We start from the raw sequence: 11,453 nt of genomic DNA, 5'->3' as shown, positions 1-11,453 counted from the left end.
GTTCGAGAACCTTCAAATCGCGGCGTGAAAGAACCGGCCGAACCACTGTCCGGAAAACGCGAGGCCCCTCACAACACGGGTGCCCCCGAGATCTGGACTGAGGGCGAGGAGGTCGCCGTCCAGCCAGTAGGTCAAGCTCCGTACGCGGGTGCCGGCCTGCCGTCCCCAGGCGATGCGCCGGGTGCGGAGCGTGTGCCGGATCCCGGCTCGGGCCAACAGTCGCGGTGTACCGGCGCCGGCTGCCAGGACCAGCATGCGTGCCCGTGGGGCGGCACGGGGTGCGTTCTGTGCGATGGAGACGAGGCAACTGGCCGGATCTCGACGTAGGGTGACCTCCCGTCGCAGTACCGGCGGTACGCCTGCGGTGTGAGCCAACGCGACGAGGCTGGTGTGCAGTGCGGGCAGGTTCACGCTGTAATCCGGGATGCGGAAGGCGGCGGCCGGTGGGGGAAGAGAGCCGCTGGCCACGGGAGCCGCTTCCGAGGCGGTGATGCCGATCCGGTTCCAGGCCTTCAGATACCGGTCGACGGCGTCGGCCGAGTGGAACAGTGCCAGTCCGGTGGCGGCTCCGATCCGTACGGGCCGGGTCAGGTCGTACCAGCGGCTCCGCTCCCGCCAGCAGGCCTCGCTGAGCGAGGGCAGCACCGGGGCGTAGACGGCACCCGAATGTAACTGTCCGAAGTTGGCGAGCGACGCCCCAGCCTGCCCGTCGCCGACGCACCGCACCCGCAGACCACGACGTGCCGCCGTCACGGCGATGGCCAGACCGCAGAGTCCCGATCCGACGATGAGAGCGTCAAGGGTGTCATCTGACACGCGCCGCCTCGTTCCCCTTTGATGCAGTTGCCTCGGACCGTTCATCGATGACGGCGATGCGATGGCGGTCGGCGAATCGGCGTACCAGCTCACGCGGTGCGACATGGTGGTCGACGCGGAGTCGGATGCGTCGGGGCCAGAGGCGCAGCCGGCCGCGGGCCGCAGCCCGGTGGGCCTGCATCGAGTCGCGGTCCAGCAGAAGGCTGCGCAGATGGGCCAGGATCGTCGAGCCAGCGACGGAGATGAGGCTGGCTTCGGCATTGATCGCTGGGTCTGGGACGACCGGCACCAGCATGGCGAGGTCAGGTCGGACCGGTGTCGTCGCCGCTGCTGCGACGATCTTTTGGGCTGCCTGGTCGAAGGGCCAGACCGGTGGAGGCGTCGGTTCGTCCACCGGCTGTGGCGTCAGTTGTGGTAGCAGCAACGCCATGCCGGGGATGCCGGATCGGGCGTATCTGACGACCTGTCGGCGTTTCGCGAGCCCGTACGGCGTCTGGTACAGACCAGGTGCCAGCACCGCCGTCGTGCTCGCGGCGATCAGCGTGATCTCCCGACCGCTGGCGAGAAGTTGATCGCGCAGGTGCAACACGGTTTCGGTCGCGCCGTGCACGCTGCGTCGCATCGACTGCACCCCGCTGCGGTCGAGAACGCTGTCTACGACGCAGACCCGACCACGAGAGGCGGCAAGGATGGCCGTCGTGACGGCAACGCGGGCGCGGTGCTCGGCAACCGTCAGATCCGCGATGATCCAATGCGCGTCGGCGGATGCCTGGTCCGCTGGGCGGCTTCGCGCGTCGGCGGATGCCTGGTCCGCTGGGCGGCTTCGCGCGACGGCGACGACGGTGAAACCGGCTGCGACGGCCAGCGGCGCAATGGCACGACCAAGGCGTCCGGACGCACCGAGCAGGACGAGGAGTGGGCTCATCGAGTGCACCACTGCCAGGTCTCGGCGAACTGGGTGAAGGAGCGGCAGTACTCTCGGCGTGCCTGGCGCCAGGGGCCTGGCCGGAGAAGCCGATCGGCGAACGCCTCACGGGCGCGGGTGATGTCCGTAGCGTCCCAGCCGCTGCTCAGCTCGATGGCCGACAGCAGCGGTGCCTGGCTGGCCTCGTCGTCGCGCATCACCCGGTCGGTGATCTCGGCCGGAGTCATGTTCAGATGGATGCTCGACGCCGGGATGCTCTTCGACATCTTCGGGTAGCCGGCCAGTCCTTCAAGGACCCGGAAGTACAGGGCGCCGATCCGGCCCTGCCAACCGAGACTCAAATCGCCGGCGCCGGCCTGCCGGCGCAGCACCAGCCGGGCCAGGTCGGTGAAGTAGGACTCCTCCACGCCGGAGACCATGAGGACGTCACCTGCGCCGCCCTCGAAAGGGCCGAGAATGTCGGCGACCGTGTACAGCGAGTCGACGACCACTCCAGTCTCACTGCCGAGCAGCCCGTGGTCGGCGTACAGCTCCAACAGGCTTTCCCGGTGTTCCTGGAAGTCGGCCCGAGAGAGGTAGCGGGCCACCCGCCCGGCGCGGACCAGGTTGGCGTGGTCGAGGTGAGACCGCAGTTCGGCCGCGTCCGGATTCAGGCCGATCGCGACGAGGAACGCGAACATCTGATCCCTGACCTGGACCAGCGTCTGCCATGGCACGTTGCGGGAGTTCCATGCGCCGAGGTCCGAGATGACGACTGTCATCGGCGCGCCGAGTCGGCGTTGCAGCTCGATGATGCCGAGCATGACCGACAGGGTGCCGGCGGTCGGTGCGTTCGTGGGGCCGAAGCCGGTCACGACAGACATCGACTGGCGCTTGTATGGGTCCAGGACCGTGAGCGCGTTGTCGGCGTGGGCGAATCGGGCTGCGGTTGGTCCGAGTTGTTCGGCCAAGACCTCGGCCGATCGCGAATCTATTGACGCTGGTGGCATGTCTGGTTTCCTACCTGAGATCGGTGAGCATGGTCAGCAGCCGCATGGCGTTGCCGGAGCGGCGAGCGTGACGAACCCGGGCGCTCGCTTCGTCGATGTCGACTCCGCTCGCTCCCACGACGAGCGCGGCGTTCAGCTCGACCAGCATGGTCGCGGCCGTGTCGTCTCCAGGGGCGAGCGCAGCGGTGACGAGCGCGGCGTTCCCGGCGTGTGTGGGTTGGTGCGCGACGGCCTGACGCCATGAGGACGTCGGCTCAGCGCCCTGGTGGATGCCGCAGGTGATGAGCCCGTCGGTGAGACGGGCCAGCCGCGCCTGACCGACGCCGGCGTACTCGTCGACGGTCTCGCCGGGGGACAGCTCCGTGCAGGTGACGACGCCGAGGGCGAGCTCTGGCCTGATCCTCTGTAGCGCTGCGGCCGCGAGCGTGACGTCGCGGTGCGCCAGGCCGAGTAGGTAGCTGCTCGCGCGGACGCAGAGAGCGGCGACTGGCATGAAGAAACTTGCCGGATTCAGGGTGTCGAAGACGTCGTCGTACCGATCTGCGTAGCGCGGGCAAAAGACCGGGTAGCCGACGAAAGCGATGCCGTAACGCTCCAGCACTTCAGGAATGTCCGTTGGCTGGCCGACCGGTCTTATGCCGAGGAGATCCAGGACGTCGGCGGCTCCGGAGACTGCGGATACCGATCGCGAGATTCCCTTGACGACGCGGGTCCCGGCAGCGGCGGCGAGGATCCCGGCCGCAGTGCTGACGTTGAAGGTCTTGTACTGCTCCTTTCCGCTGCCGGCAACGACGACAGTGCCCTCGGGCACGTCGACCGGCCGGCTGGCGTAGTTGGCGAGCGCTGGGTCGAACTGCGTGATCACCGTCCACCACTCGGACAGCTCCGCCGGGCCGAGGCGGTCGGCGCGGAGCAGGTCGGCGCACCACCGCCGCCATTGCACGTTCGCCGATGGTGATTCGTCCCGAAGAAACGCGTGCAGCTGATCGGCGGACCATCTGTCAGACGGCGCGGCAAGAGACGGGGCGCTCATTTGGTCCACCACGAGCGCGTCGAGCCAGCCGTGCGGGCACCGGACAGCTCAGGACGAGACGCTCCAGGCGTACGCCGAGGCAGGTGTGCAGACAGGCTGAACACCCACGCCGCCCGTTCGTGCGCCGCGCACGGTCCGAGCGTTCCGCAGGCCAGACACCTCCCATCGGCGCACGACACCACATGCTGCGTCAGGACGGCCTGCGCCTCCTCCAGCTGCCCGCCGCCGAGATACGTCGCCACGCTTCCTCCAAGGTCATTTGTTCAATGGGTGGTGTGGCGGGCACGTCGTGCGCGTCGCTTCCATCGACGTCGCCTGCCGTCGCCATCACCGGGAAACAACGGCTCGCCGTTCGCATCCCTCGATGAACAGGTTGGTCGCGCCGATAGATCAGCTGAAGTGGTTTTCCGTCAGCCGGTGTCAGCCGACACCGGGCACCCACGGCGCGCGGGGGCCAGCGAAACGGCGATAGGGTGCGGTACATGGGAGTCGGTGCTCGGCGGGCAAGTGAGTGGACGATCCACGACGAGCGGGTCATCGACGACACGAGGCGTGCCGTGCTGAGCGTCGCCGACGTCGAACTACCCGACGGCGTCCGGTTCGAGCAGTACGTACTCAGGGTGCCGTCCGCCGCGATGGTGATCGTCCTGGACGAGGCCGACCGCGTGCTGATGATGTGGCGGCACCGGTTCATCATCGACCGGTGGGTCTGGGAACTGCCGGGTGGCTACCTTGACCATGACGAGGACCCAGCCGTCTGCGCGGCGCGGGAGGTCGAGGAGGAGACCGGCTGGCGGCCCAGGACCATGGAACCGCTGCTGGGCTTCCAGCCCATGGTCGGCACCATCGACCAGCAGAACATCATCTATCTGTCCCGAGGTGCCGACCCCACGGGCACCGTGCCTGACATCAACGAGACCGCGCGAATCGGCTGGGTCCCGCTGGCCGAAGTAGAGCAACGAATCCAGGCCGGGGAGATCGTCGGTGCGGGGTCTGTCGCCGGTCTGCTCGCCGTGCTGCTGGCCAAAGCGACAGGGCGAATTTAGGCGGCTTGGAGTAGCGGCCGTACGCGCTCGGAAAACTCCTGCACCGTCGGCAGCCCGGCGTACGGCGTGAGGCGGTCCGCGAGAGTGGCGAGGTAGGCGCGCGCCCGTTCGGAGCTCAGACTCTCAGCGGCTTGTGCTGCCTGCACCCCCACCGCGCCGGCTTGCTCCGGCTCACCGGACTGCACGTGGGCAAGCGCCAACAATGCCAGGTTGAACTGCTTGCCGCGGGCATAGGCGCTGCCGTCCATCTCCAACGACCGCACCGCGAACCGGGCCGCGAGCTTGCCTTGGCCGAGCGCGGCGAAGCAGTGGCCGAACTTGGCCGAGAGATACGCTTCGTCGAAGTAGCCGATCCACTGTGGGTTGCTCGTGTTCTCCGCGCGGTCGAAGGCGCGTTCAGCGCGGTCGAGCGCTGCCGTACACGCCGCCTCGTCACCGCCCACGGCGTGGCCCTGCGCCTCCAGCACTGCGGATTCCGCCTGGATCGCAGCTATCCCGGACTCGGCCGCCGTGCGGCCTGCGGCACGCGCCAGGTCGACCGCCTCTGCCGGCGCACCCAGGTAGGCCGCCTGGTGACTCATCGCCGCCAGGATCTCCGCGCCCAGCGGGCGATCGCCTGCGGCTGTGGCGAGCCGTAGCGCCTGGACCATGTACCGCTGCGCCAAGCCGTTCAGCCCAGCATCGTACGAGGCCCAGCCCGCGAGCTGGGTGGCCTCGGCAGCCGCCGAGTACAGCGCGATACCGGTACGGGCGTCGTACCGACCCCGCAGGAGCGGAGCCACCTCGGTATCAAGGAACCGGACCAACCCGTCACGGACGTGGCCGCCGCCATAGCGGTTGTCGAGCGACCGGTAGACGCCGGAGATATGCCGAATCGTCTCGACGTGAGGTTCACCAACGAGGCTGTCACCGTGGCCGACGGGCTCCTCTTCGAGTCGAGCGGTCAGCCAGCGGAGCGCCGGCGTCAGGAACGCCGCCGCGTTGAATCCCGCACCCACCAGGAGATCTCGCCGTTGCATATCTCCCCGCCACAGCTCTGCCGCGACCTCCGCGCCGTGTCGCCAGTCCTGCGGAAAGTCTAATCCGACCGCCACGTCGGGGCCCGGCTCAGCGGGACCCGCGACCAGTTCGCCGCTGTCAGCCGACACCGCGCTCACCAGGGCGGACAACTCGCCGTTGGCGCCGAGCGCCGTGTCGAGCAACGCCACCACGGACGCGCTGGGCCGCTTGCCGCCGGCCTCGAGATCCCAGAGGTATCCGTGTGAGCAGTGGACCAGATGCCCGAGCCGGCGGAGCGACAGGCCTCGCTCCTCGCGTAGCGACCTCAAGCGCGACCCGAAGGCCGGATCGACGACAACGAGCTGTCGCGGCATGGCACGCTCTCCTCAAAATGAGGTCACGATTGGCCGATTGGTCCTGCCGGAGCGAAGACGTGGCTTGACAGTACTCCTTGGATCGCAATCGTAGGACCACGAGACCGACCGGCTATCACAGTGGGCAATCTGGACTCACGGCGATCTCGCTCGGTGCGGATGTTGCTATAGGAGTTGACCGAGGTGGCCCGGCGTCGGTGTGGGCCGGGTGAACGTCGCTGACGGATCGACGTTTCACATCGTGAGACCAGAGATCGTGCGTGCCAAGATCTTTTCGCCTTTTTAGGCGGCATCTCCGTCCTGGGTCGGGGCAGTTCGGTTCGCCTGGTCCGGGGGAGTCCTGCTGGGTCCGGAAGGGCCGTGATCTAGGGCTGGCGATGGTGGTTGACAGGGTGCTGCTGGTGGGGCGTACTGGGATGCGTGCGACCGTTCGATGGTCTGCCTGCAGGGTTCGATCGGCTGGTCTGGTGGCGCTCCTTCGCGGGGCGTCATCGATCGTCGGCCCCTTGGGTGTGGGTAGGCCGTCGATGGTCATGAGTGACAGGGGGACCGTCATGAAGGATCTTCTCCCGGCTGGGTGAGCCGGTGGGTGGCCAGCGCTGTTGGTAGCTGACCGCGTCGGCCTTGCCCTGTCTCTGAACCGTGCTCGACCAGTCCCTGCCAAAACCGGCGGCGTGTCGGTTCGGCTACGTCGTCGCGTATGTCTTCCTGCACGTCTGCGTTGCCGCATGGTTGTCCCTGCTTCGGGACGGCTCGATCCTTGACATGTCCACAGTGGTGTTTGTGCTGCCTTGCCCTCGGCTTGGGGGCGTTGCGCTGCTACCGCTGCCTGTCGGGTGTCGCTTGCCGCCCGGCGGGCGCGGTCTGCGGCTTTCATCCATCCGATGCCGGCTCCGCTGGTGTCGGTGTCGTCTTCGACAAGGAGTTTCTGTTGTTGTTCCCCATGTTTTCGACCGCTGCCGTGGCTGGTGGCGGTGACAGTTTCCGGCTTGACCCCCGTTCGGGGGTCGGGCTTGCCGTCCGGGTTGGGGTCGGTCTTCGACCGGTCCCCCGGACGGACCCCTGGTGTGGTCTCACACCGCAGGTCGGGCGGTCTGTCAGCGAGGGCTGGTTGTCCTGCGACAGACCTGTGCTGGTCTCGGGTCTCTCCCCCTGGGGGGCTCGTATGCGTATCGGAGAGGAGGTGATGGTGGATGGATGATCCGGTCCTGCGGGTGCAGTCGCAGTTGACTGCCCGGGATCGGGTGTTGCTGGGCTGGCTCTACGACCACGGGGTGCTGACCTCGTTCCAGATCGCGTACGCCCTGTTCCCGTCGCTGGATTTCTGTCAGCGCCGGTTGCTGACGTTGTACCGGTTGCGGTTGGTGGGGCGGTTCCGGCCGCAGCGCGCCGACGGCGGCTCGTATCCGTATCACTACGTCATCGACCAGCTCGGCGCGGAGGTCGTGGCCGCTGGCCGTGATGAGCGGCCACCGCGCCGGGATCATGCCCGGGTGGAGCGGCGCCGGTGGACGTCGAGCCGCACCTTGGAGCACCGGCTCGGCGTGAACGGTTTCTTCACCGACCTCGCCGGCTACGCCCGCACCCACCCTGAGGCCCGTCTGATGCGGTGGTTGTCGGAGGCGGCGTGCCAACGCTCGGGGGCGTTCACCCGGTCGGATGATCCGGGTCTGGTGCGCGCCTTTCAGCCTCGGGTACGCCCGGACGGCTACGGCATGTGGACGGTGCGGGGTGTCGGGGTGCCGTTCTTCGTCGAGTTCGACACCGGTGGTGAGCAGTTGTCGGTGCTGACCCGCAAGCTGGCCGGCTACGAGGAGTTGTTCGGCAGGCTGGGGCGGGTGTGGCCGGTGCTGTTCTGGCTGCACTCCGCCGCCCGGGAACGCAACCTGCGCCTGCTGTTGGCCGAGACGCCGCCGCTGGTGCCGGTCGCCACCGGAGCCCGTGACCACGCCACCACGGCGGGCCTGAGCCCTGCTGGGGCGGTGTGGGCCGTGGCCGGTGACGACGGGCAACGCTGGACGCTCGCCGACCTGGCGGTGTGGGTCGTCGACGACCGTGACCTGGCCGGGGAGGCGGCGGCATGACCGTTGACAGATCGCCGACCGCCGCCCCGACACGATCCGCATCCGGCGGCGCAGCGGGGCGGTCCTCTCGCCGGTCTGTCAGCGCCGCACCGGAGGCGGCTGACAGACCGGTGACAGAACCAGTCAGCCCTGACAGATCGCGAGCAGAGGTATCGTCCCGGGCCGCACCCGGCCGGTCCGCGACCCCCAGCCGGTCCGGTCCGCTCACGGTCCCGGACCGCTGTGCCGGGCCCACCCGACTACCCGCCCGGTCCGTACGGCCGGGTGGACCGGGGGCGGCGGGTGTGGTCTGGTCCGGGGAGGTGGCCTGTCGCGACAGCATCAGGTGACCCGGACGCCAGCTCGGGACGTAGCCGGGTCGAGGGCTACGTCCAGGTCGTGATCATGCTCGCTATCGGCGGGGCGGCTGGAGCGGCCAGCTTCACCCACGTCCGTGACGTCGCCGCCGCGCACGGCCAGCCCGGATGGCTCGCCTGGGCGGACGCGATCGTGCTGGAGTTGATGTCCATCGCCTCCGGACTGGAACTCCGCCGCCGTAAACGGGCCGGTGTGTCGACGGTGTTCCCGGCAACGGTGCTGGCCTGCGCGGTGACGCTGTCGCTCGCCGCGCAGGTCGTGGAGGCCGAGCCCTCACCGATCGGCTGGATCGCCGCGGCCGTGCCCGCGCTCGGCTTCCTCGTCATGGTCAAGATCGCCCTCGGCTACGCCGACACCACACCCCAATCCCTGCCAGCGGACGGGTCGGCCGTCCAGCCGGGGGACCAGTCCACCACCGCCGACCCGGCCCAGACCGGCGGGGACCGCGAAAGCCGGTCCACCCCACCGGTGGACGCGGACCGACCCCTGCGTCCACCGACCGTCCACACCATTAACAGTCACCACGACCAGGACGAGCCGGACCGTCCCGGTCCTGGTGGACCGGTCCACCGACGCCAGCCATCAGTGCGCGGACCGGCCACCCGCCCGACCGACGAGTTGCTCACCGTCGCCAGACGCGCCCACGACCATCTCGCCACCGACGGCCAGCCGCTGACCCGAGCGGCCCTGGCAGCCGCGCTGCGCTCCACCGGACACACCGTGTCCAACACCAGAGCCTCGCAACTGCTGAAGATCCTCAAAGCCGAACAACCCTCGGCGTCGTCGTCTCGTCGCCAGGCCGTCGGGGGACCGGCCAGTGACAGCACACCTCCACCAACCCCGACACCCACCGCCTCTACACCCGCCACCTCGTCCGCATTGCGACAGCTTCCATCGCAGTCAGGAGACCCCACCCCGTGAACCCCAACATCACCTCGACCCGCGACACCCGATCGACCAACCCGAACCCGCCAGCCGGTACGCCGTGGACCGCCGAACTGATCCGCGCGCTCGGCGCCGCCACCACCCTGCCCACCGCCGCAGCCGTACTCGGCATCAGCCGATCCCAGGCCTACCGCCTGGCCGCCGCCGACACCTTCCCCACACCGGTGATCCGGGCCGGCACCCGCATCATCGTCCCCGTCGCCGGACTCCTACGACTCCTCCTGCTCGACACCACTCCCGACGACGGCCGGCGACTTGATCCCGCGCCCGAGCCGAGCGTGGATGCAACGACCCCGCCGCCAGCGGACTACCACCACCATCACCGCTGGCGGCGCCACCCCGAGCATCCAGGAGACGACGAGTGAAGGGATCCACCTTCAAACGCTGCGGCTGCCGCGACACATCGACGGGCCGGCGACTGGGACGCTCCTGCCCCCAGCTTCGCCGGCCCGGCGGCGGCTGGTCCCGCAACCACGGCCACTGGCACTGGCAGATCGAAATCCCCGCCCGCGCCGACGGCACCCGCCGCCCGCTACGCCACGGCCCCTACACCAACCAGACCGACGCCGACGCCGTCCTGGACCGCATCCGGGCCGCGCTCGCCGTCCCCGACCCCACCGACCCCCACACCACCGTCAAGACCGGCGACCTCATCGAAACCGCCGTCAAAACCGGCGCACCCATCCCCACCCCCGACCAGATCCGCCGAGCACTGCACCTCGACATCACCCCCACCGAACTACCAACGATGGAGGCATACCTGACCGACTGGCTCGCCGGGCGCAAGAACATCAAGATAGGCACCCTGCGCTCGTACGAGGGCCACATCCGGCTGTACCTCATCCCGTACCTCGGCCACCTCCGCATCGACCGGCTCCGCCCCGGCCACATCGACGCCATGCACGACGCCATCGACGAACGCAACACCACCATCAACACCCTGCGCGCCAGCCGCGACCCTGCGAAGCGCGACCAGGTCAAGAACCAGCGCATCGTCGGCCCGGCCACACAGCGCCGCATCCACGCCACGCTGAGAAAGGCTCTCAACGACGCGATGCGCCGCCACCGGCTCATCGACTCCAATCCCGCCCTGATGGTTGAACTACCCCAAGCACGGCCACCGAAGCCGACCATCTGGACCGACCAGCGCGTCAAGACCTGGCGCGACACCGGCAAAATCGCCAGCCCGGTCATGATCTGGACCCCCGAACACACCGGACGATTCCTCGACCACACCCACGACGCCGGCGACCGCCTCTACGCCCTCTACCACCTCATCACCTTCACCGGTCTCCGCCGAGGCGAAGCCTGCGGCCTGCACTGGGACGACCTTGACCTCGACGCAGCCACCCTCACCGTCCGGTGGCAACTCGTCCAACACGGCTGGGCCACCGCGATCGACACCCCGAAAACCATCGACAGCGAAGCCGCCGTCGCCCTTGACACCGAAACCGTCACCGTCCTACGCACCCACCGCGCACGGCAACACCGCGAACGCCTTGCCGCCGGCACCACTTGGACCAAGACCGGCCTCGTCTTCACCACCCCGACCGGCGACCGGCTACACCCCGCCGACGTCACCGACCACTTCCACCACCTCGCCACCCAAGCCGGCCTCCCACCCATCCGCCTGCACGACCTTCGCCACGGTGCCGCCACCATGGGCCTCGCCGCCGGCGTCCAGATGAAGGTCATCTCCAACCGGCTCCGCCACTCCAGCCCTAACTTCACCGCCAAGTTCTACGGCGACGTCCTACCCGAGCTTTCCCACGCCGCCGCCGAAGCGACTGCGGCTCTCGTCCCACGACGTCCTGCTAGCCTCGGTCTTGCATTAAGTGTTGATCATGGATGCCTGACGGCTTGTTGATCTTGATTCGTCGGTCGA

The 11,453-nt window shown here is 68.7% G+C and carries 10 protein-coding genes; 5 read left to right on the top strand and 5 right to left on the bottom strand.

Annotation, left to right across the window (positions count from 1 at the left end; translation table 11 throughout):
- Positions 1-12 precede the first annotated feature (12 nt).
- The 4 genes from ACFHVL_RS29960 to ACFHVL_RS29945 form a co-directional block, all read right to left on the bottom strand.
- Entirely contained in the window at positions 13-816 is an 804-nt protein-coding gene (locus ACFHVL_RS29960) for an FAD-dependent oxidoreductase (RefSeq protein WP_416631892.1), read from the bottom strand.
- Entirely contained in the window at positions 806-1,741 is a 936-nt protein-coding gene (locus tag ACFHVL_RS29955) for a hypothetical protein (RefSeq protein WP_416581237.1), read from the bottom strand. The genes ACFHVL_RS29960 and ACFHVL_RS29955 overlap by 11 nt, the downstream gene beginning before the upstream one ends.
- A complete protein-coding gene (locus ACFHVL_RS29950) occupies positions 1,738-2,604 on the bottom strand; it encodes a hypothetical protein (RefSeq protein WP_416581236.1) in 867 nt (288 codons plus the stop codon). Before ACFHVL_RS29950 ends, ACFHVL_RS29955 begins: the two co-directional genes overlap by 4 nt.
- 136 nt (positions 2,605-2,740) lie before the next feature.
- Positions 2,741-3,763, bottom strand: a complete 1,023-nt coding sequence (locus ACFHVL_RS29945; protein ID WP_416631891.1) for a hypothetical protein — start codon at positions 3,761-3,763, stop codon at positions 2,741-2,743.
- 482 nt (positions 3,764-4,245) lie between these two features.
- Here ACFHVL_RS29945 and ACFHVL_RS29940 point away from each other — a divergent pair, with 482 nt between their 5' ends.
- Positions 4,246-4,809, top strand: a complete 564-nt coding sequence (locus tag ACFHVL_RS29940; RefSeq protein ID WP_416631889.1) for an NUDIX hydrolase — start codon at positions 4,246-4,248, stop codon at positions 4,807-4,809.
- Here the strand turns inward: ACFHVL_RS29940 and ACFHVL_RS29935 are convergent.
- Complete coding sequence (locus tag ACFHVL_RS29935) at positions 4,806-6,182, bottom strand: helix-turn-helix domain-containing protein (protein WP_416631888.1); 1,377 nt, start codon at positions 6,180-6,182, stop codon at positions 4,806-4,808. The genes ACFHVL_RS29940 and ACFHVL_RS29935 overlap by 4 nt on opposite strands.
- A 1,193-nt stretch (positions 6,183-7,375) precedes the next feature.
- Between ACFHVL_RS29935 and ACFHVL_RS29930 the strand changes: the two genes are divergently transcribed.
- The 4 genes from ACFHVL_RS29930 (at position 7,376) to ACFHVL_RS29915 (ending at position 11,435) form a co-directional block, all read left to right on the top strand.
- Positions 7,376-8,266: a replication-relaxation family protein gene (locus tag ACFHVL_RS29930; protein ID WP_416631887.1), complete on the top strand. Its 891-nt coding sequence runs from the start codon at positions 7,376-7,378 to the stop codon at positions 8,264-8,266.
- A gap of 222 nt (positions 8,267-8,488) precedes the next feature.
- A complete protein-coding gene (locus tag ACFHVL_RS29925; RefSeq protein WP_416631885.1) occupies positions 8,489-9,544 on the top strand; it encodes a DUF2637 domain-containing protein in 1,056 nt (351 codons plus the stop codon).
- On the top strand, positions 9,541-9,933 hold the full coding sequence (locus ACFHVL_RS29920; protein WP_416631883.1) for a hypothetical protein: 393 nt from the start codon (positions 9,541-9,543) through the stop codon (positions 9,931-9,933). The genes ACFHVL_RS29925 and ACFHVL_RS29920 overlap by 4 nt, the downstream gene beginning before the upstream one ends.
- Positions 9,930-11,435, top strand: coding sequence for a tyrosine-type recombinase/integrase (locus tag ACFHVL_RS29915; RefSeq protein WP_416631881.1), 1,506 nt, complete (start codon positions 9,930-9,932; stop codon positions 11,433-11,435). The genes ACFHVL_RS29920 and ACFHVL_RS29915 overlap by 4 nt, the downstream gene beginning before the upstream one ends.
- The last annotated feature ends 18 nt before the right edge of the window (positions 11,436-11,453 follow it).

This window comes from Micromonospora sp. LOL_023 (genome assembly GCF_048060115.1).
Lineage (GTDB): Bacteria > Actinomycetota > Actinomycetes > Mycobacteriales > Micromonosporaceae > Micromonospora_E.
This window is presented reverse-complemented; position numbering and strand designations above follow the sequence as displayed.

Excerpts from the sequence above, each read along its gene's own strand:
- ACFHVL_RS29955 (WP_416581237.1), bottom strand. The coding sequence starts at position 1,741 with ATGAGCCCACTCCTCGTCCTGCTCGGTGCGTCCGGACGCCTTGGTCGT.
- ACFHVL_RS29950 (WP_416581236.1), bottom strand. The coding sequence starts at position 2,604 with ATGTCTGTCGTGACCGGCTTCGGCCCCACGAACGCACCGACCGCCGGC.
- ACFHVL_RS29945 (WP_416631891.1), bottom strand. The coding sequence starts at position 3,763 with ATGAGCGCCCCGTCTCTTGCCGCGCCGTCTGACAGATGGTCCGCCGAT.
- ACFHVL_RS29940 (WP_416631889.1), top strand. The coding sequence starts at position 4,246 with ATGGGAGTCGGTGCTCGGCGGGCAAGTGAGTGGACGATCCACGACGAG.
- ACFHVL_RS29935 (WP_416631888.1), bottom strand. The coding sequence starts at position 6,182 with ATGCCGCGACAGCTCGTTGTCGTCGATCCGGCCTTCGGGTCGCGCTTG.
- ACFHVL_RS29930 (WP_416631887.1), top strand. The coding sequence starts at position 7,376 with ATGGATGATCCGGTCCTGCGGGTGCAGTCGCAGTTGACTGCCCGGGAT.